The sequence below is a fragment of the Nocardia sp. CA-119907 genome (assembly GCF_050955995.1).
GTDB lineage: Bacteria > Actinomycetota > Actinomycetes > Mycobacteriales > Mycobacteriaceae > Nocardia.
On the sequence record NZ_CP192091.1, the window covers coordinates 4,322,911 to 4,343,381 of the forward strand.

Sequence of the window (20,471 nt, forward strand, 5' to 3'; positions counted from 1 at the left end):
GGTTGACTGTCGGGCATGGCACCCACGGCGAGTGGTTCGGAACTGATCGTTGTCACCCACGGCGCGCGGGCAGGTATCGACCAGAATGCGGTGCGCGAGAGTCTCGCCGCGCAATCCCGGTTGGTCGAGTTGCTGCCCGAAGGCGGTGCGCCGCTACGGATCTTCGGGCCCGCCAATCGGCTGCCGCAGCGGATCGCGAACACCGATCAGGAGCCGATCGGTGCGCAGTACCTGAACTACTTCGCGGTGCGCGGCGTCGCGGCCGAACTCGAGGCGGTCGCGGATCGGCTGCGTGCCGATGACGCGGTCGAGGCGGCCTACATCAAACCGCCCGCCGAGCCGCCGACCGCGCCACCGGTGGTGCTGGCCGATATCGCGGCTCGGCGACTCGAGGACGCACCGCCGGTGACGCCGAATTACGAAGTCCGGCAGGGATATCTGGACGCCGCGCCGCAGGGGGTGAACGCGCGCTGGGCGTGGACCCGACCCGGTGGTCGCGGCGCGGGCGTGCGCATCGTGGATGTGGAGGGGGCGTGGCGGTTCACCCACGAGGACCTGTTGGCGAACCAGGGCGGGGTGATCGGCAACGCGCCGTCAGCGGATCTGGGCTGGCGCAATCACGGCACCGCGGTGGCCGGTGAGATCAGTGGTGACGTCAACACATTCGGCATTACCGGCATTGCCGCCGATGCCGCCATCCGCGCGGTGTCGGTCTTCGACGCGGGTTCCGCTGCGGCCATCCGCACCGCCGCCGACGCGCTCGGCGCGGGCGACATCATCCTGCTCGAACTGCATCGGCCCGGACCGCGCTACAACTACCAGAACCGTTCGGACCAAGCGGGATACATCGCGATCGAATGGTGGCCCGACGACTGGGCGGCGATCCGCTATGCCATCGGACGCGGCGTCATCGTGGTCGGGGCCGCGGGCAATGGCGCCGAAGACCTCGACAGCGCGCTCTACGACACCCGACCCGCCGATTTCCCGTCCTCCTGGCGCAACCCGTTCCGTGGCGGCGCAGCCGATTCCGGCGCGATCCTGGTCGGCGCGGGTGCTCCGCCACCGGGATTCCACGGCCGCGACAACGGACCCGCGCGCTCACGGCTCGCGTTCTCCAACTACGGATCCCGCCTCGACGCACAGGGCTGGGGCCTGGAGGTGACCACCACCGGATACGGCGATCTGCAGGGCGGCACCGACGAAGACTATTGGTACACCGACACTTTCAGCGGAACCTCGAGCGCATCCCCGATCGTCGTCGGTTCGGTCGCCAGCTACCAGGGACTGGCGGACGCGGGCGCCGGTCGCAAGACCCCGGCCGAAGTACGGGCCCGGCTGCGCGCCACCGGCTCACCGCAAACCGACGCACCGGGGCGGCCCGCGACACAGCGGATCGGGAATCTACCCGATATCCAGGCCATGATCGCACCGTGATCCAGGCTGGGTCCTACCGGCCGTGCGGTGCCGCGGCACCTTGTTCCGACCGACCGGGCAGGTCTGGTCAGGCATTGAACGGATGCGATCTGGCAGCGCACAGGTCTTCGCCGCTGGGCTCGGGCGGATCCGAGCCGGCAACGCCACGTAGAGCTGCTGCTCGGGTTTTCAGGGGTTGAGGCAAGACCCTGGAAGAGGCGAAGCGCTGTTTCAAACGTGGCCTGGCCGATCTGTCCTTGCCAACGATGACGCGAGACGAACGACGCAGCGACCCAACCGAATCCAGCCATCACACCGACGCGGCTCGACAGATACAGAGGTATCGCGGGCTGTCTATCGGCTTCCGACCGTGGGTGAGCAGTTGTCCATGGCGTGCTGCCCAGGTCATCAGGTGGCGCGGGGTTGGTGACCGGTGCGGTAGCGGCCCGGGGTGGTGCCGATGATGTTGGTGAACGCTGCGATGAAGCCGCTGGGGTTCGCCCATCCGCAGGCGTGGGCGACGTGGGTGGTGTCGTGGCCGTGGGCGAGAAGGACGAGTGCGTGATAGACGCGTAGCTGTGTGCGCCACTCATAGAAGGTCATGCCGAGTTCGTTGTTGAGCAGTCGGCTGAGAGTGCGGGCGCTGGCTCCGATCGTCAGCCCGAGTTCGGCCAATGACGTGTTGTCCGCGGGGTTCTGGTACAGCAACTGCGCAATGGCCTGCAATCGGTCGTCGTGTGGTTCCGGCAGTTGCAGTGGCTGCTCGTGTGCTTCGTGGAGTTCGTCGACGAGGACTCGGCGAAGGCGAGCGAGCGCGGCGCGGTCTTGGTTCTGTGCGGCACGGTCGTAGTTGCGTGGGCCCGTGAGGGTCAGCAGGATTTCGCGGGCCAGGTCGGAGGCCGCGAACACGGCAGGATGGTCCGGTACGAGCCGGGCCAGGGATGCCGGGAGGAATACGATCCGCATATCGGTCTGGCCGTGCGCACGGTGGTAGTGCATGAACCCGGCGGGAGTCCATGCGACCCGATTGGCCGGAACGATCGATGTGCCGCGTTCGGTGTGCACCGACAGGACACCACGGGCCGCGTACACCAGATGTCCACGTGGATGGGAATGCGCCGAACTTGTTCCTCCCGACGGCCATAGATGAACCCCTCCGGACGGCCATAGCAGGGATGTGCCACCGAGCCGGGGAAGTTGGCGGCCAACGGGCATAAGTTGGCATTCTATCGGTAGCAGGCCACACCGCTTGCCGGCCACAGTGAACGCATGGGCGAGAACATCACGACGACAATGCGAGCGGCGGTCTGTGTCCGGGCGGGTGGGCCGGACGTGCTGGAGATCCGCGAGGTGCCGATGCCCGCGGTTCGGGAGGGCTGGAGCCTGGTGCAGGTCAAGGCCGCGGGCCTGAACCGATCGGAGCTGAGGACCCGGCAGGGGCATTCCCCGAATGTGCGGTTCCCACGTGTGCTCGGGATCGAATGTGTGGGAATCGTGGCAGCCTCGACCGATCCTACGGTGCCGGACGGGACGACCGTTGCGGCGGTGATGGGGGAGATGGGACGGGAGTTCGACGGCGGTTATGCGGAGTATGCGCTACTGCCGAACTCGCTGCTGATGCCGGTCAGTACCACGCTGCCCTGGGACGCCTTGGCCGCACTACCTGAGACGTACTTGACCGCGCGGGGCTCGCTGGACGCGTTGGGGATCGTGCCGGGTGCCGGGGGGCGGTTGCTGATTCGCGGCGGGACCTCGTCGGTGGGGATGGCGGCCGCGTCGATCGCGTCCAGCTACGGAATCGAAGTCGCTGCCACCACTCGGCGACAAGACAAGTCCGATGCCTTGACCGCGGCTGGCGTCGACCACGTGCTCATCGACGCCGGTGAACCGCTGGCGGCGAGCATACACACACTCTGGCCCGAGGGGCCCGACTATGTGCTGGATCTCGTCGGGGCGCGCACGGCGGTGGACTCGCTGCACCTGGTCCGTCGGGGCGGAACGGTGTGTGTGGCGGGCTCGCTCAGTGGATGGCTGATCCCAGATTTCGAACCGATAGCGATGATCCCGTCCGGAACCAAGCTGACGGCCTTCCACAGCGACAACCTCGAGGGGAGCGCGGGCAGGACCGTGTTGCAGCGGGTCGTCCACGAGGTCGAGACCGGCGTTTACCGACCCAACGTCGACCGTGTCTTCGGCTTGGACGACATCGTTGCGGCGCACCGGTACATGGAGAACAACCAATCCACCGGGAAGCTTGTCGTGGTGCCCTAGCACACAGCCCGCCGCCACACGCTGGCCTTGTGCGTCTGCCGCTGGGTGGCCCCAGGGTGCGGTGGAAACATGCGGACAACGCTGGGTGGCGAAAGGTGAATAGCCCGTTGAACTTTCGGCGCGAGTTCGGGCCGGAGTTCGTACCGGTTCGGGGGCGGGGCCGCCCTGATACGAGCGGGTCATCGCACGGTGATTTCGCGCTGACCTGCGCAGAGGCGGTGGGTGCCGGTCCGCGGCAGATGCCCACTGGCGCAGTCGAAATGGGATTCGCTCGCCACCGATGGGGGTGGCGTCGGTGTCGGGGTTGCGGAAAATTTCGGTAGGGTTCGGCGGCGCGGGTAGGGGTGAGTGCCGTCGTGACCGGAAAACCGAAGGGACGCCGAGGAGACTGTGGTGGGTGTCGTTACTGTCCGCGAAGAGCAGGCCATCCAGCGGTTGACCGATCGCCTGGTCGACGACTACCCGGCCGAGCAGGTCGAGACCGTGGTGGGCACGGCACGGCAGCGGTTCGAAGGCCATCCGGTGCGGGAATTCGTGCCGATTCTCATCGAGCGGATCGCCCGCAGGGAATTGGCGGCGGCCACGGAAGACCAAAGCGCAACAACCACCGAGCCCGCGACGGAAGCTGTTGCTGTTCAGGGAGATTCGGGGATACGGGCGCAGGGGATCCGCGCAATCGTAGCCTCGGGTGCGGGCAAGTTCGTCGCCGATAAGCGGCTGCTGGCACTCGCCGCCGCCATTGTGGTCCTGGTCCTCGCACTCGTCGTCGGATTCGCCGTGCGGCGGCCCGACGAACCAGCCGCAGCCGGTGCGGCAGCGCCTGGGGTGAGCACGGTGCACGGTGTGGTCGGTTCGGAGAAGATGGCGTTCTTCGAAGATCCGCGCGTAGTGGAGGCGTTGGCCCGCAAGGGGGTCAAGGTGGCGGTCGATCCGGCGGGGTCGCGGCAGATCGCGACCTCGGTCGACCTCGGGAAATACGACTTCGCCTTCCCGTCCAGTGCGCCGGCCGCCGATCGGATCCAGCGGGCCCGCAATATCAGTACCAAGTACACGCCGTTCTCCTCGCCGATGGCGATCGCGACCTTCCAGCCGATCGCGGACCTGCTGACCGCGGCCGGCGTGCTGCGTCCGGGGCCGGTGCCGACCTTCGACATGGCCCGCTATCTCGAGCTCGTGCGCACCGACATGGAGTGGGACAAGCTTCCCGGCAACACCGTGTACCCGGTGCACAAGAACATCCTGGTTTCCACCACCGATCCGCGCACCTCGAACTCCGCGGCCATGTACCTGGCCATTGCCAGCCACGTCGCCAACGACAACACCATCGTGCAGGGCCCGGCCGCCGAACAGGCCGTGCTGCCCACGGTTTCGCGACTCTTCGTGCGGCAGGGGTACACCGAGAACTCCACCGAGGGCCCATTCCGCGAATACCTCTCGGCGGGCATGGGCCCGACGCCGATGGTCTGGATCTATGAGGCGCAGTTCGTCGAGGCGACCGTGCGTGGGCAGATCAAGCCCGGCATGGTGCTGACCTACCCGTCTCCGACCGTGCTCTCCCAGCACACCCTGGTGCCGCTGAACGCGTCCGGTGATCGCGTCGGCCGCCTGCTCACCACCGACCCGGACCTGCAGCGTTTGGCCGCCGAGCACGGCTTCCGCACCAGCGATCCGACTCAGTTCGCCAAGGTCACCGCCGACAACCACGTCGCAGTGGCGGCCGACCTGATCGACATGATCGACACCCCCACCAACGACACCCTCGAGCACCTGCTCGACGGCGTCACCAAGACCTACAACTAGTCCTGGTCCGCAGGCCCTTCGCCAGGGCATGTACCGGCGACCGATATGTCCAGGTCATGACCGATTGCCCAGCCGGGGCCATCGGGGGATCGTGGAGAACGAAGGGGACATATCGGATCTGGGAGGTCGAGTAGCGGGGGTCGGGGGATTCGAGTAGCCGGACACTCGTGGCAGGGGGGCGTGCTCGAGCCAGGCTGGAGGTCGGGGACGGAGGAAAGGAGCCTCCTCATGAGTGGGATGTTCACCAAGACGGCCGTGCATGCGGGTCCATGCCGGTCGGCGCCCACGGTGGGTACACACGGGATGGTGGTGTTCGGCACCGGCACCGGCACCGACTGCTATCTCTCGCATCGGCCGATGTTTTTCGCGCCGTACGACTTTCAAGTACTGCTCGATGTCGAACTGGATGAACGCGGCCGCCGGGCGCTCGGCGCGGATCGACGCGCAGGATTCGTCGGCTGTCACGCCTTCGCTCCGGCGGGGCTGTCGCTGGCCGACCTCGATCCGAGCGCGCGACATCCGCGAACTGCGTTCCGGGGCAATCTGATTCGTGGCCATTTGGATCGCGGCGGCGCCGTGATCGCGCGCGATATCGATGTCACGGTGCGCAACGTCGTATCCTTCGCCCAGCTCGATGTGCATCGATTGCGCAAGGCCGAGCTGCTGACGCATCTATGCTTCGGGCGGCCGGGCAAGATGTATCTGGCGCATCGGATCGTGCGACGCCCGAGTTTCGATCAGATCGTCGCGGCCCGGCTGATCCCCGGCACCGTCACCGACCTGCTCGGCCACCCGCTGCCCGATGATGTCGGCGAGCTGGAGTTCGAGCGGGCACAGCCGATCATTCTGGGGCAGCGCGATTTCGCCGGCCAGCGGTTGCGGGTCGGGGAGATAGCGGTGGCGGCATTCCACACGACGACCTCTGCGGGTGGGGAGCGCGGCTTCCTCGTCGAGATCGCCATCGAGCGGCAGATCCATCTGGAAGTCGCCGACCTGGCGTGATGTCAATACGCCAGAGGTAGCGGTCCGGGGTGAATCGAATCAGGGTGGGAATCGGCCGATGGGAGGACGACCGGTTCGGTGCGGCCGCTTACCTTCGGATCATGTCCGAATCGGTGCTGTCCGCCCCGGCGTCCGGTCGACGGATCCCCGAAGTCGACATTCTGCGGGGATTCGCGCTGTTCGGGATCCTCATCGTGAATGTCAATGTCGCCACACTGATCTGGTCGTTCGCCGGTACCGACGACGATCCGCGACTCGGCTTCGACGGCACGGCCGACCATGTGGTGAACGCGGTGGTGGAGGCGCTGTTCGGCGGCCGGTTCTATCTGCTGTTCGCATTCCTGTTCGGTTATTCGTTCACCCTGCAGATCGCGGCGGCGCAGCGGGCCGGTGTGTCGGCGAATTCGCGATTGCTGCGGCGATGTGGCGCACTGATGGCGATCGGGCTGGCGCATGTCTTTCTGCTGTGGATCGGCGACATTCTGACCCTGTACGGGTTCCTGTGCCTGATCTTGATTCTGCTGCGGTGGGTGGAGCCGCGGACCGCGGTGATCAGCGGGGCGGTGCTGTACGGAGTGTGGTCGGTGTGGGCGTTTCTGCCGAATTCCGGGGGTGTCGTAGCGCTCGCCGATGTGCTCGACGTGGTGGCGTTGCGCGAGGGGTATACCGGCAGCTTCGGTGACACCTTCGCGATGCAGTTGTCGCAGGCGCCGGGATGGATGGTCCTGATCTGGTTCACCCAGGGCGTTCCGGCGCTCGGGTTGTTCCTGATCGGAATGGCGGCGGGTAAGCGCAAGTTGTTCACCGATCGGGAGGTATTGCGCCGCTGGGCGCCTCGGGTGTTGGTGGGCGGGCTGGCGGTTGGGCTGCCGGTCTCGGCGGTGACCTTCGCGAATGTGATGGATCGGCTCGATTCGCCGTCGTACTGGGCCGGGATCCAGGAATTGGTGAACCCGTTGATGACCTTCGCGTATATCGCCGGGATCGTCATGCTGACCGAATCGGCCCGCACCGCAAGGTATCTCGCGCTACTCGCCCCGGCCGGGCGGATGGCGGCCACGAACTACATCCTGCAGTCGGTGGTGTTGATGGTGATCTACACCGGCTACGGGTTCGCGCTGGCCGACGATGTGCCACCGGCGGGCGTCATCGGGATTGCTCTGGTGACCTATGCGGTGCAGATCGTGCTCAGCGGCCGATGGTTGCGCGGGCATGCCTATGGGCCGGTGGAGTGGGTTTTGCGGGCCGCGACGTACTTATCGGTTCCGGGCTGGCGTCGGTCGGAATCTGTTTCGGTGCAGCGGGACTGAGTGGTCATTGCGCTGAGCGCGCACATTCCGCATGTGGACGAAAGGTGCTCGCTCAGCGCAGCGTCGACCCTGGCTCGGGCCAGCTCTCCAATACTGTTGTCGTACCACCGATCACGTCGAGCGTCCGCTCCGCACACGACCGGTATCGATGGTGCAGACGGGATCAGCGTTCGGCGGCGGTGGCCGTCAGCGTTTCGAGCAGAGTGCGGGCGAATTCGGTTGGGGTTTCGCGGACTCCGCTGTGGCCGCCCGGAAATTCGACAAGCGGGTGCTCTAACTCGCTCGCGATGGTTTCGGCGGTGCGGTACGGGAGTTGGCCACGGGTTTCGCGTCCCGCGGCCAGTACGAGCCGATCCCGGACGGCGGCGAGTGCGACCGTATCGGGGCGGTAGCCGGTGACCGGGCGCAGTTCGTGGGCGAACATCACGGCAGTGTTGGCCATGAGGCGGCCGAGCATTTCGGCGGTGCGGGCCGGGACCTCCGCGGGATCGGGCAGCGGCTTGGACCGGACGCCGACGGCCTGCATGAAGCGCGCGCCGGCCGCGGCAGGGCCCTGCTCGTTGAACAGTTCGATCACCTCCTCGACCATCGCCCGGTGCACGTCCGCATCGGGCAGGATCGCGAAGCACGGCGGCTCATGAGCGACGACCAGCCGCAGTCGTTCGGGATGGCGGGCGAGCAGGTCCAGTGCGACGACCGCGCCGCCGCTGATGCCGACGACACAGGCGTATTCGCCTGCGGGCGTGAGGTGTTCGAGCAGCCGGTGGGCATCGTCGCTGAATACCTCCATCCGCTGGTCCACCGGTTCGGGATCGTCCAGGACGCTGCGGGAGTAACCGCGCGGATCGGCGGCGACGACGGTGAAGTGCTCGGCGAGGGTATCGGCGATCAGATCGAAGATTCCGGCATCGCCGCCGCTGCCGGGCAGCAGGAGCAGCACGGGGCCGCTCCCGCGCACCTCGTAATACAGGGTGGCACCCGGCACGGCCAATGTTTCTGTTCTCACTGGGTTTTCGCTTTCTCGTCGGTCGACGGCCAATGGGTCAGAGTGATGTGCAAAGCGTCGATAATGCGGTCCCAGGACGCGGTGGTCGGCCGGGAGTGGCCGAAGCCGCCACTCGTCTCCAGGGTGGCGAATCCGTGAAATGTGCTGCGCAACAGGCGAACCGCGTCGGTGATATCGGGTTCGCCGAGACCATAGGCGCGCAGCATCCCATAGGTCAGATCGATCGCGCGCCGCCCACCGGCCCATCCGGCGGCGACGCTGGGATCCATCGGCAGCTGCGTGGCGGCATAGCGACCCGGATGCGCCAATGCGTAACCGCGCCACTCGTCGGCGAACGCGGCGAGCGCGTCACGTCCGGCGCGTCCGGCCACCGCCGCGGCGATACGGCCGGTCTTCTCGTCCGCGGCCAGCATGGCCACCCGATTGCGCAAATCCTCGAGATTCCTGATGTGGGAGTAGAGGCTGGCGTCCTTCACGCCGAATTTCCTGGCCAGCGCCGCCACGGTGATGTTGTCGAACCCGAGTTCGTCGGCCAATTCGGCCGCTGCCTGCGTGATCCGCTCGGCAGTGAGTCCGGCACGCGGTGACATGCCCCTCCTCTCAAACCTAAGGTACTTAGGTTATATCCTAAGAGTCCTAGCTTTAGCAATCATCAAGGTATGCGGCGACCCCGCTCAACTCGAGCCGGGGAAATCGGATGCAGCGCTTCGGAGCCGGGGTGCAGCGTGGCGTCGCAGGTGCCGTGCGACGTTCCGCCGGAGTCGGGGTGCAGCGCAGGGGAGTAGCGGCAGGACGGTTGCGCAAGAAAGTTGGTGGGCGACCGATTAGTTCGGGGCGGTGGGGCGGTCGATATTCACGAACAACCACGACTACTGCTCGAGGAGATCTTGATGACCCCGATTTCGACCGCCGCCGCACACACCCTCGACGTGCCCGGCGCGCAGCTGCATTACGAGGTGCGCGGTAAGGGACCGCTGGTCGTGCTGGTCGGCGCACCGATGGACGCGGCGGCCTTCGCTCCGCTGGCCGAACTGCTCGCCACGGACCGCACCGTACTCACCACCGACCCGCGCGGGCATCAGGGCAGTGCGCTAGACGATCCGGAGCAGGACTCGACCCCGCAGCTGCGCGCCGACGACCTCGCCCGGCTCATCGCCCACCTCGGCATCGGTCCGGCGGTGGTCTTCGGATCCAGCGGCGGCGCCGTGAGTGCGCTGGCCCTGGCCGAATCCCAGCCCGACCTGGTCACCACCGTGATCGCCCACGAACCTCCGCTCGGCGAATTGCTCGACGACCGCGATCGAGTGCGCGCCAACACCGAAGACCTGATCGCCACCTACCGCACCGGCGATGTGGTCGGCGCATGGCGCAAGTTCATGGCCAACGCCAATATCCACATGCCGGAACCAGTGCTGCAGCAGATGTTCGGCGGCGAGCGCGAGCCACGACAACTCGCCAGCGAGCGCTACTGGTTCGACCATGAGCTCCGCGGCACCATCACCTGGGAGCCGAACAGTGATGTGCTGCAATCGATTCCGGCGCGCGTCATCATCGGCATCGGCGCCGATTCGACCGATCAGCTCTGTGACCGCGCCTCCCGAGCCCTCGGCACGGCCATCGGCGTCACGCCGACCATATTCCCGGGCGGCCACACCGGATTCGTCGAGGATCCAGTCGCGTTCGCCACTCGACTGCGTGAGGTGCTCGCGGCGACCTCGTAGGCCGGCACCGCATCGGGTGCACTCACCAGCGGAGTATCTCTTCCCAGCAGCGGAGGGTTGCGCCCTCGATGCCGGATGTCGGCGAACTATGGTGAGGCCGTGGTACTCGAGCCGAATGACCAGTTTGCTGGATTTGTTGTGAAGGCCCGGCTCGGTCATGGCGGCAGCAGCGATGTGTATCTGGCCGAGGATCTGGAACGGTCGCGGCCGGTATCACTGAAGATTCTGGGGCCGGAGGACAGCCGGTCGCCCGAGGCGCGTGCGCGATTCGTGCACGAGTTCGACATTCTGTCGGTACTGCGGCACCCCAATATCGTGCGGATGTACACCCACGGCGAGACCGACGGCAGGCTGTGGTCGGCGCACGAGTACGTGGCGGGCTCGACCGGGTCGACATTGGTACGGATGCCACATCGACGCCCGGATCTGCCGTGGGTGCTGCACATGCTGACCGATGTCGCGGCCGGACTGGATTTCGTGCACGCCAACGATGTGGTCCATCTCGACGTCAAACCGGCGAATGTGTTGGTCGGCGCGGATGCGGCCGCGACGGTGAAACTTTCGGACTTCGATCAGGCCCGCTGGCTGCACCGGCCCGAACCACCGCTGGCCACCAATGGTTTCGTCGTCGTCTCGGTGCCGTTCGCCGCGCCGGAACTGCTGCGGGCGGGCGCGGTGTGCCCAGCGACGGACCAGTACGCACTGGCCTGCTCGGCCATCGAACTGCTCACCGGCCGCCCGCCGTTCCCCCGCGGGAACCTCATGGCCACCGCCGAGGCCCAACTGCACGACCCGCCGCCCGAAATCTCCGCGCGCCAACACTGGATCCCGCCCGAGGTCGACGCGATCCTGCACCGGTCGCTCGACAAAGACCCCGGCGCCCGCTACACCTCGTGCACCGAACCGATCCGATTGCTCACCGAGGCGCTACAGGGCATCGATCCGCCCACCCCCTTGCTGGACCGCCTCAATACGGCATTCAACCGATCGCAGCTGAGCGCCAGATTCAGGCGAAGGGAACCTGCGAAATCCGGTCCGCGATAGGCGAATATCGTGCGCGCCGACCTGTTCGAAGGTCGTGGGCCCGAAAAGATCTCGCGCGCGGCCGACAACGCTTGTTACAGTCGCGGCAGCAGCATTGATCCGGCCATCACCGGGGAGCTTCCGGAAGAACGGGGTCCACCTCCAGTAGAACCGGACGTCGGCCGCACGTCACAGCGGCGAACGAAGTGGCACCGTATCGACTGGTGCAAGCGGGGTGGTACCGCGGAGTTCCCTGGCGCCAGGGTATTTCGTCCCCGCATGAGCAGGCTGTTCTCATGCGGGTTGACGAGGCGAGGGATCTGATTCGATGACAGACGAGGCTGTGGCGTCGCCGTTTGCCGTGTTGCCGACGCGGGTGGACCTGCCGCAGGTCGATGCCAGGATCATCGACTGGTGGCGCGCCGAAGATGTGTTCCGCCGCAGCACCGAACGCACCCGAGACGCAGCTGGCTGGGTCTTCTACGAGGGCCCGCCCACGGCGAACGGCTCCCCGGGCACCCATCATGTCGAAGCCCGGGTCTTCAAGGACATCTTCCCGCGGTATCGCACGATGAAGGGGTATTCGGTGCCGCGGCAGGCCGGATGGGACTGCCACGGGCTGCCGGTCGAGCTGGCCGTAGAAAAGGAACTCGAGCTGTCGGGCAAACCCGATATCGAGAGGATCGGCATCGATGTGTTCAATGCGCGCTGCCGGGAATCGGTGCTGCGCCACGTCGATGAATTCGAGCAGCTCACCCGCCGGATGGGGTACTGGATCGACCTGGACCACCCCTATACGACCATGTCCCCGGAGTACGTGGACAGCGTGTGGTGGTCGCTGCAGAAGATCCACGGTGACGGCCGACTGGTCGAGGACTTCCGGGTGACTCCGTATTGTCCGCGTTGCGGTACGGCGCTATCGGATCACGAGGTCGCCCAGGGCTACGAGACCGTCACCGACCCCTCGGTGTACGTGCGGTTCCCGCTGACCGAACCGCTGTCCGGATATGACGATGTGCACCTACTGATCTGGACCACGACCCCGTGGACGCTGGTCGCCAACACCGCCGTCGCCGTGCACCCGGACGTCACCTATGTGCTGGCCCGTACCCCCGCCGGTTTGTTCGTGGTGGCCGAATCGCTGTTGGCGGCGGTGCTCGGGGACCACGCCGAGCCGCTGGCCCGGTTCACCGGCCGGGAGTTGGCCGGGCTGTGCTATCGGCGGCCGTTCGATCTGGTCGAGATCCCGAACGCGCACCGGGTGGTGGTGGCCGACTACGTGACCACCACCGACGGCACCGGGCTGGTACACCAGGCTCCCGCGTTCGGCGCCGACGACCTGGCGGTGTGCCGGGCCAACGATCTGCCGGTGGTCAACCCGATCGCCCCCGACGGGAAATTCCTCGACACCGTCGCGCTGGTCGGAGGGCTGTTCTTCAAAGCCGCCGACCAGGTGCTCGCCGACGACCTCACCGCGCGCGGGCTGCTCCTCGACTTCCAGCAGTACGAGCACTCCTACCCGCACTGCTGGCGGTGCCACACGCCGCTGATGTATTACGCACAGCCGTCGTGGTACATCCGCACCACCAGCGTTCGGACCGCGATGCAACGGGAGAACGAACACACCACCTGGTTCCCCGACCACATCAAGGATGGGCGTTTCGGCGACTGGCTGGCCAACAATATCGACTGGGCCCTGTCGCGCTCCCGCTATTGGGGAACCCCACTGCCGTTGTGGCGCTGCGACTCCGGGCATATCACCGCGATCGGATCCCGCGCCGAACTCGGGCAGCTCGCTGGACGTGATCTGTCGGATCTGGATCCGCACCGGCCCTACATCGATGCCGTCACCTTCCCCTGTCCCGACTGCGGCCGGACCGCGACGCGGGTACCGGAAGTGATCGACGCCTGGTACGACTCCGGCGCGATGCCATTCGCCTCCCTCGGCTACCCGTACGCTCCCGGCAGTGCCGAAGCGTTCGCGAAACGCTTTCCCGCGCAGTATATCTGCGAGGCGATCGACCAGACCCGCGGCTGGTTCTACACCCTCATGGCCATCGGCACCCTGGTCTTCGACCGCTCCCCATACGAAAATGTGGTGTGCCTGGGGCACATCATGGCCGAAGACGGCCGCAAGATGAGCAAGCACCTGGGCAATATCCTCGCCCCGATCCCGCTGATGGACACCCACGGCGCCGACGCGCTGCGCTGGTTCATGGCCTGCTCCGGCTCGCCGTGGTCACCACGCCGTGTCGGCGCCGGCCCGCTGGAGGACATCATCCGGCGCGTGCTGCTGACCTATTGGAACACCGCGGCCTTCTTCACTCTCTACGCCAGCCACACCGACTGGCGACCCGAAACCGCCCGCCCGACAAACGATCGCGCCATCCTCGACCGTTGGATCCTCGGCGAACTGCACACTCTCACCAGCGCGGTCGACGAAAAACTCGACGGCTACGACACTGCTGGCGCGGGTCGGCTGCTGGCCGGATTCATCGACGATCTGTCCAACTGGTATGTGCGCCGCAGCCGCTCCCGCTTCTGGGACGGCGCACAGGATGCACTGTCGACCCTCTACGAATGCCTGGACGTGCTGACCCGGCTGCTGGCGCCGATCATGCCGTTCATCACCGAGGAGATCTGGCAAACCGTCATCCGCCCCGGCAACCCCGGCGCGGTCGAATCCGTACACCTCAGCGACTGGCCGACCGCCGACACCACGCTGGTCGACGCCACCCTGTCCGAACAGGTCGCGCTCGCTCACGCCGCCGTCGAGGGCGGACGCGCCGCCCGCAAAACCAGCGGCATCCGCATCCGCCAACCATTGGCTCGAGCATTTCTCGGCCTGCCGCCACACATCCAGCTCCCGCCGGAGTTGATCGAAGTCATCGCCGATGAACTGAACGTCAAGACGATCGACGCCCTCGATACGACCGGTTCCCTGACCGATGTCGCGGTGAAGCCGAACTTCCGTGCCCTCGGCCAACGCCTCGGCAAACAAACCCCCGCCGTCGCCGCCGCCATCCGAGCCGCCGACGCCTCGAACCTTGTCGCGCAGCTACGCGAACACGGCACAGCCACCATCGATCACAACGGCGAACCACTCGAGATCACCGGTGCGGACGTATCGATCACCGAAACCCCGCGCAGCGGCTGGATCGTGGAAACCCAGCGCGGAACCACCATTGCCCTCGACACCCACATCACCCCCGAACTCGCCGTCGAGGGAATCGCCCGCGATGTCATCCGCGTCGCCCAACAAGCCCGCCGCGACGCCGGTCTGGACATCTCCGACCGAATCACACTGACCATCGCGGCCCCCGGCGACGTATTGGACGCGGTGAAGCAACACCGGGAGTTCATCGGCCGAGAAACACTCGCCAACGACATCACCCTGGTCACCGACCTCACCGACGGTTACCACGGCACCGCGGGCTCGGCCGAACTCACCGTTCACCTCACCCGAACGAGCTGAGCTTCGCTCGCGGCACAGCGTGAGAGCACCGGCCGAAGACGTCTCAGAACACCGCCGGACCCACGAAGGGTCCGGCGGTGTTCTGGTTCAGGCTCAGTGGACGAAAGTCGCTGCGCGATCGGCCATATCGAGGAGCATCTGGGGGAGGACGCCCAGCAGGACCGTGGCGCCCGCGGTGAAGGCGACCACCGCGGTGGTCAAAAATGGGCCGGCGACGGTGGGGGCCTCGGCGGGTGGGTCGGTGAAGAACATCAGGACGATGACGCGAATGTAGAAGAAGGCGGCGATCGCGCTGGAGATGACACCGATGATCACCAGGTAGGTGGCATCACCGGAGGCCGCGGCTTGGAAGACCGCGAACTTGGCGACGAAACCACCGGTCAGCGGCAGACCTGCGAACGAGAGCAGGAAGAGCGCGAAAACCGTTGCCAGCCAGGGGGACCGGCGGCCGAGACCGGCCCATTGCGACATTGCGGTGGCTTCATCGCCCGCGGTGTCGCGGACCAGGCTGACGACCGCGAAGGCGCCGAGCGTGCCGAGCCCGTAGGCCAGCAGGTAGAACAGGATGGCCGAGGTACCCGCGTCATTGGCCGCGACCAGGCCGGTGAGGATGAAGCCGGCGTGCGCGACCGAGGAGTAGGCGAGCATGCGCTTGACGTCGGTCTGGGTAATGGCCATGACCGCGCCGATGACCATGGTGGCAATGGCAACGGCGGCGAGCACCGGCCGCCAGTCGTCGCGCAGACCGGGGACGGCGACCTGCAGGATCCGCAGCAACGCGCCTACTGCGGCGATCTTGGTTGCGGCGGCCATGAATCCGGTGACCGCACTCGGCGCGCCCTGATACACATCCGGCACCCAGGACTGGAACGGCACCGCGCCGATCTTGAACAACAAGCCGACCGCCAGCATCGCCACACCGAGCAGCGCCAGGGTGGTGTTCTGTGGATGCTGCTTTATCGCCTCGGCGATACCACTGAGCTCGACGGTTCCCGCCTGCCCGTACAGCAGCGCAACTCCATAGAGGAAGAATGCGGACGAAAATGCCCCGAGCAGAAAGTATTTCAGCGACGCCTCTTGGGAGAGCAGGCGCCTGCGCCGCGCCAGCCCGCACAGCAGATACAGCGGCAGCGACAGCACCTCCAACGCGACGAACATCGTGAGCAGATCATTCGACGCCGGGAACAGCAGCAGGCCGCCGATGGCGAGCATCGCCAGCGGGAACACCTCGGTGGTCGCGACACCCGCACGAACCGCGGCCAATTCGCCCGCACTGCCCGGAACCGCGGAGGCCTGCGGGGTGAACGCGTCCACACCGCTACCGACAGTGGCCGCGGCCAGACTCCAGGTCCCCGGTCCCGAGCGGCCCTGCGGCCGCGGCTCCGCACCGCGCTCGGCCATGAACAGCAGCGCCAGAATCGACACCACCAGAATCGTGCCCTGCAGAAACAGCGTCACGCCGTCTACCGCGACCGCACCGACCATCGCGGTCGCCTTGGTCCCCGACAACCGCACCACCGCCACCAGCGCCGCAATCAATCCGGCGAGCCCGAGGGGCACTTGAATGGCGTAACGGTGGCGGCGCGGTGCGAACGCCTCCACGAGCACCCCGATCACCGCGGCACCGAAGACGATCAGCATCGGCGACAGCTTGGCGTATTCGATGCTCGGCGCGGGCACACTGGCCGCGAGCAGCACTGTCATTTGTGGGCACCTCCGTGATCGGCCCCGGCGGGTCCCGCTTCGGGGATCGCGGGCGTCTTCGGCGCGGGATCGTGGACGCCGATGGTGGTGAGCGTCTGGCTCACCGCGGGATTGATGAAGTCCAGCACCGGTTTCGGGTAGACGCCGAGGAACAGCAGCGCGGCGATCAACGGCACCACCACGGCCAGCTCGCGCGGGACCAGATCGTAGAGCCGCTCGTTGCCCTCCTTGACCGGACCGGTCATCATCCGCTGGTACATCCACAGCACATACAGCGCGGCCAGCACCAGCGCGGCCGTCGCGACCACCGCCGCGAACCCGTAGCGGGTGAACGTGCCCAACAGCACCAGGAATTCGCTGATGAACGGCGCGAGACCGGGCAGCGACAGCGTGGCGAGACCGGCGATCATGAAGGTGCCCGCGAGCACCGGCGCCACCTTCTGTACCCCGCCGTACGCGGCGATCGCGCGAGTTCCCCTGCGCGACACCAGGAATCCCGCGATCAAGAACAGCGCGGCCGTCGAGATGCCGTGGTTGACCATGTACAGCGTGGCACCGGTCTGGCCCTGGCTGGTCATCGCGAAGATGCCGAGGATGATGAAGCCGAAGTGCGAGATCGAGGTGTAGGCGATCAGGCGCATCACATCGGTCTGTCCGATGGCCAGCAGCGCACCGTAGATGATGCCGATCACGGCGAGCGTAACGACCAGGGGCGCATAGGTTCCCGAAGCATCCGGGAACAGCAGCAGGCAGTACCGCAGCATGCCGAAGGTGCCGACCTTGTCGACCACCGCCATCATCAGCACCGCACTCGATGGCGTCGCCGCCACCGCCGCGTCCGGCAGCCAGGTGTGCAGCGGCCACAGCGGCGCCTTCACCGCGAACGCGAACATGAATCCGAGGAACAGCGCGTTGAGCACCGCCGGACCCGCACCGAGCTGTCCGGCATTGGCCGCCGCGACGACCGTGCGGAAGTCGAAGGTGCCCGACGATCCGGACCCGAGCCCCTGCCGCGCGGTCAGCACATACAACCCGATCACCGCGGCCAACATGATCAGACCGCCGAACAGGTTGTACAGCAGGAATTTCACCGCGGCCCGCGAACGCTGTTGGCGATGCGCGAGATCCGCGCTGCGCGGCCCGAATCCGCCGATGAGGAAGTACATCGGGATGAGCATCGCCTCGAAGAACACGTAGAACAGCAGAATATCCAGCGAGACGAACGAAATCAGCACCATCGCCTCGACGAGCAGGGTCAGCGCGACATAGGTGTGCGACACCCGGCGTCCGCTGCCGACCTCACGTTCGTCGTTCCAACCGGCCAGAATCAGCAGCGGCACCAGCGCCCCGGTGAGCAGGATCAGCACCAATGCGATTCCGTCCAAACCGAGCGTATAGCCAGCGCCGAAGGCCGGAATCCACTCATGGGATTCGACGAATTGATATTGCGCCCCACCGGGTTCGAAGCGCACGGCCAGCACGATGCCGAGCACCAGCACCGCCACCGCGACACTGAACGCCAGCCCGCGGGCGAGGGTGCGCCGGGACGCGGGCAGCATCAGCACCGCCACCGCGCCGACGACCGGCAATACCCACAGCGTGGTCAACCAGGGAAAGTCACTCACCAGAGCCTCACTGCCAGCAGGGCCGCGGCCACCAGGGCCGCGCCGGTGAACATGGACACATCGGGTACGAGCACCGCCGCAGCCGGACGCACCCGCGTGATCAACCGGGGATAACTCACCAGAGCCTCACCGCCAAAAGTGCTGCCGCGACCAGGGCCGCGCCGGTGAACATGGACACATCGGGTACGAGCACCGCCGCAGCCGGACGCACCCGCGTGATCAACCGGGGATAACTCACCAGAGCCTCACCGCCAAAAGTGCTGCCGCGACCAGGGCCGCGCCGGTGAACATGGACAGGGCGTAGGACCGTACGAATCCGGACTGCACCCGCCGGATCCGCGCGGACAATCCGCCGATCAGTGCGGCGGTTCCATTGACGATGCCGTCGATGCCGCGATTGTCGAGGAAGACCAGCGACCGGGTCAGATACGCACCCGGGCGCATGAATACGCCTTCATTGAACGCGTCGCCGTAGAGGTCGTTGCGGGCCGCGATGGTCAGCGCCGATACGGCTTCCGGTGCGGTCTCGGGCACTTCGCGCTGCGCGAACTGGTTGTAGGCGAAGCCGATGCCGACCGCGACCACCAGCAGGGCGAGTGCGGTCACGACGCCCGCGGGCACGACCTCCTCGCCGTGATGTGCCCCGACAACCGGTTCGAGCCAGTTCTGCAGCGACGACCCGAGGACGAAAACCCCACCCGCGGCGACCGATCCGATAGCGAGCAGAATCATCGGCCCGGTCATCACCGCCGGTGACTCGTGCGGATGGGTATCGGGCTTCCATCGGCGTTCGCCGAAGAAGGTCATCATCATCACCCGGGTCATGTAGAACGCGGTCAGCCCCGCGCCGACCAGGGTCACCGTTCCCAAGGCGAAACCGCTTGCGCCGCCTTGGTTGAACGCCGCCTCGATGATCCGATCCTTGGAGAAGAATCCGGCGAACGGCGGCACTCCGATAATGGCCAGATAGCCGAGTCCGAAGGTGACGTAGGTGATCGGCAGCAGTGTGCGCAGTCCGCCGTAGCGGCGCATATCGGTCTCGTCGTCCATCGCGTGCATCACCGATCCGGCCCCGAGGAACAGCCCGGCCTTGAAGAAGCCGTGGGTGAGCAGATGCATGATGGCGACGGCGTATCCGGCCGGGCCGAGACCGGCGGCCAGCACCATATAACCGATCTGGCTCATGGTGGACGCCGCGAGCGCCTTCTTGATGTCGTCCTTCGCGCAACCGACGATCGCACCGAACAGCAGCGTCACCGCACCGACCAGCACCACCCCGAGCCGCGCGTTGGGCGCGAGATCGAAGATCGGCCCGGAGCGCGCGATCAGGTACACACCGGCGGTCACCATGGTGGCCGCGTGGATGAGCGCGGAAACCGGGGTCGGCCCTTCCATCGCATCGCCGAGCCAGGACTGCAGCGGCACCTGCGCGGACTTACCGCAGGCGGCGAGCAGCAACAGTAACCCGATGGCGGTCAGCGTGCCCTCGCTCGCCCGCGGCGCGGTCGCGAATACCGCACCGAAGTCGATCGAGCCGAAGGTCGCGAACATGGTGAACATCGCAAGGGCCAATCCCATATCACCGACCCGGTTGACCACGAATGCCTTCTTGGCCGCGGTCGCCGCGGTCGGCTTGTGGTACCAGAACCCGATCAGCAGGTAGGACGCCAAGCCGACGCCCTCCCAGCCGAGGTAGAGCACCAGGTAGTTGTTCGCAAGCACCAGCAGCAGCATCGCCGCGAGGAACAGATTGAGGTAGGCGAAAAAGCGCCGCCGTCCCGGATCGTGGCCCATATAGCCGATGGAGTAGATGTGGATCAGCGATCCGACCCCGGTGATCAGCAGTGCGAAACACACTGACAGCTGGTCCAATTGGAGGCTGAAGTCCACCTGCAATCCATCGACCGGGACCCAGCTGAACAGATCGTTGTGGATCGCGCGCGCGGCGTCGTCGCGGCCGCGCATATCGAAGAACGCGACGACGGCGAAGCCGAACGAGGCCAGCGCGGTGGCGCAGCCGAGCAGATGACCCCACTTGTCGCTGTAGCGTCCGAGCAGCAGCAGTACGACGGCACCGGCCAGCGGCAGTGCGGGCAGCACCCAGAGCGTTGCGGTATCCAC

The 20,471-nt window shown here is 66.5% G+C and carries 16 protein-coding genes; 8 read left to right on the plus strand and 8 right to left on the minus strand.

Annotation, left to right across the window (positions count from 1 at the left end; all coding sequences use genetic code 11):
• Positions 1-15: 15 nt before the first annotated feature.
• On the plus strand, positions 16-1,434 hold the full coding sequence (locus tag ACQP2D_RS18900; protein ID WP_433685009.1) for a S8 family serine peptidase: 1,419 nt from the start codon (positions 16-18) through the stop codon (positions 1,432-1,434).
• Positions 1,435-1,821: 387 nt separating this feature from the next.
• Here the strand turns inward: ACQP2D_RS18900 and ACQP2D_RS18905 are convergent, their stop codons facing one another.
• Positions 1,822-2,505 carry an AraC family transcriptional regulator gene (locus ACQP2D_RS18905; protein WP_433685011.1) on the minus strand — a complete coding sequence of 228 codons (684 nt, stop codon included), beginning with the start codon at positions 2,503-2,505 and terminating at the stop codon, positions 1,822-1,824.
• Between the two features lie 177 nt (positions 2,506-2,682).
• On the opposite strand from ACQP2D_RS18905, the gene ACQP2D_RS18910 reads away from it, so the two are divergent.
• The 4 genes from ACQP2D_RS18910 to ACQP2D_RS18925 all read left to right on the plus strand — a co-directional run bounded on the left by ACQP2D_RS18910 (position 2,683) and on the right by ACQP2D_RS18925 (position 7,796).
• Entirely contained in the window at positions 2,683-3,684 is a 1,002-nt protein-coding gene (locus ACQP2D_RS18910) for a zinc-binding dehydrogenase (protein ID WP_433685012.1), read from the plus strand.
• A gap of 393 nt (positions 3,685-4,077) precedes the next feature.
• Positions 4,078-5,484, plus strand: coding sequence for a three-helix bundle dimerization domain-containing protein (locus ACQP2D_RS18915; RefSeq protein WP_433685013.1), 1,407 nt, complete (start codon positions 4,078-4,080; stop codon positions 5,482-5,484).
• A 228-nt stretch (positions 5,485-5,712) separates the two neighbouring features.
• On the plus strand, positions 5,713-6,486 hold the full coding sequence (locus ACQP2D_RS18920) for a hypothetical protein (protein ID WP_433685014.1): 774 nt from the start codon (positions 5,713-5,715) through the stop codon (positions 6,484-6,486).
• Between the two features lie 101 nt (positions 6,487-6,587).
• On the plus strand, positions 6,588-7,796 hold the full coding sequence (locus tag ACQP2D_RS18925; RefSeq protein ID WP_433685015.1) for a DUF418 domain-containing protein: 1,209 nt from the start codon (positions 6,588-6,590) through the stop codon (positions 7,794-7,796).
• A gap of 163 nt (positions 7,797-7,959) precedes the next feature.
• On the opposite strand, the gene ACQP2D_RS18930 is transcribed toward ACQP2D_RS18925, so the two are convergent.
• Entirely contained in the window at positions 7,960-8,802 is an 843-nt protein-coding gene (locus ACQP2D_RS18930; RefSeq protein ID WP_433685016.1) for an alpha/beta fold hydrolase, read from the minus strand.
• Positions 8,799-9,392, minus strand: coding sequence for a TetR/AcrR family transcriptional regulator (locus ACQP2D_RS18935; protein ID WP_433685017.1), 594 nt, complete (start codon positions 9,390-9,392; stop codon positions 8,799-8,801). Before ACQP2D_RS18935 ends, ACQP2D_RS18930 begins: the two co-directional genes overlap by 4 nt.
• Before the next feature lie 300 nt (positions 9,393-9,692).
• Between ACQP2D_RS18935 and ACQP2D_RS18940 the strand changes: the two genes are divergently transcribed.
• The 3 genes from ACQP2D_RS18940 (at position 9,693) to ileS (ending at position 15,021) form a co-directional block, all read left to right on the plus strand.
• Complete coding sequence (locus ACQP2D_RS18940) at positions 9,693-10,523, plus strand: alpha/beta fold hydrolase (RefSeq protein WP_433685018.1); 831 nt, start codon at positions 9,693-9,695, stop codon at positions 10,521-10,523.
• 99 nt (positions 10,524-10,622) lie between these two features.
• Positions 10,623-11,567, plus strand: a complete 945-nt coding sequence (locus ACQP2D_RS18945) for a serine/threonine-protein kinase (RefSeq protein WP_433685019.1) — start codon at positions 10,623-10,625, stop codon at positions 11,565-11,567.
• Positions 11,568-11,874: 307 nt separating this feature from the next.
• Positions 11,875-15,021, plus strand: coding sequence for an isoleucine--tRNA ligase (gene ileS / locus ACQP2D_RS18950; protein WP_433685020.1), 3,147 nt, complete (start codon positions 11,875-11,877; stop codon positions 15,019-15,021).
• Between the two features lie 93 nt (positions 15,022-15,114).
• Here the strand turns inward: ileS and nuoN are convergent, their stop codons facing one another.
• From nuoN to nuoL, 5 genes are read right to left on the minus strand one after another with little or no spacing between them, the layout of a single operon-like run.
• A complete protein-coding gene (gene nuoN / locus ACQP2D_RS18955; protein WP_433685021.1) occupies positions 15,115-16,725 on the minus strand; it encodes an NADH-quinone oxidoreductase subunit NuoN in 1,611 nt (536 codons plus the stop codon).
• Complete coding sequence (locus ACQP2D_RS18960) at positions 16,722-18,350, minus strand: NADH-quinone oxidoreductase subunit M (RefSeq protein WP_433685022.1); 1,629 nt, start codon at positions 18,348-18,350, stop codon at positions 16,722-16,724. Before ACQP2D_RS18960 ends, nuoN begins: the two co-directional genes overlap by 4 nt.
• Positions 18,347-18,469 carry a hypothetical protein gene (locus tag ACQP2D_RS18965; RefSeq protein WP_433685024.1) on the minus strand — a complete coding sequence of 41 codons (123 nt, stop codon included), beginning with the start codon at positions 18,467-18,469 and terminating at the stop codon, positions 18,347-18,349. Before ACQP2D_RS18965 ends, ACQP2D_RS18960 begins: the two co-directional genes overlap by 4 nt.
• Entirely contained in the window at positions 18,466-18,588 is a 123-nt protein-coding gene (locus tag ACQP2D_RS18970; RefSeq protein ID WP_433685024.1) for a hypothetical protein, read from the minus strand. Before ACQP2D_RS18970 ends, ACQP2D_RS18965 begins: the two co-directional genes overlap by 4 nt.
• A complete protein-coding gene (gene nuoL / locus ACQP2D_RS18975) occupies positions 18,585-20,471 on the minus strand; it encodes an NADH-quinone oxidoreductase subunit L (protein WP_433685025.1) in 1,887 nt (628 codons plus the stop codon). Before nuoL ends, ACQP2D_RS18970 begins: the two co-directional genes overlap by 4 nt.

What these genes read in the sequence shown, in the direction of transcription:
- ACQP2D_RS18900 (WP_433685009.1), top strand. Translation starts at nt 16, where the DNA reads ATGGCACCCACGGCGAGTGGTTCGGAACTGATCGTTGTCACCCACGGC.
- ACQP2D_RS18910 (WP_433685012.1), top strand. Translation starts at nt 2,683, where the DNA reads ATGGGCGAGAACATCACGACGACAATGCGAGCGGCGGTCTGTGTCCGG.
- ACQP2D_RS18920 (WP_433685014.1), top strand. Translation starts at nt 5,713, where the DNA reads ATGAGTGGGATGTTCACCAAGACGGCCGTGCATGCGGGTCCATGCCGG.
- ACQP2D_RS18925 (WP_433685015.1), top strand. Translation starts at nt 6,588, where the DNA reads ATGTCCGAATCGGTGCTGTCCGCCCCGGCGTCCGGTCGACGGATCCCC.
- ACQP2D_RS18935 (WP_433685017.1), bottom strand. Translation starts at nt 9,392, where the DNA reads ATGTCACCGCGTGCCGGACTCACTGCCGAGCGGATCACGCAGGCAGCG.
- ACQP2D_RS18940 (WP_433685018.1), top strand. Translation starts at nt 9,693, where the DNA reads ATGACCCCGATTTCGACCGCCGCCGCACACACCCTCGACGTGCCCGGC.
- ileS (WP_433685020.1), top strand. Translation starts at nt 11,875, where the DNA reads ATGACAGACGAGGCTGTGGCGTCGCCGTTTGCCGTGTTGCCGACGCGG.
- nuoN (WP_433685021.1), bottom strand. Translation starts at nt 16,725, where the DNA reads ATGACAGTGCTGCTCGCGGCCAGTGTGCCCGCGCCGAGCATCGAATAC.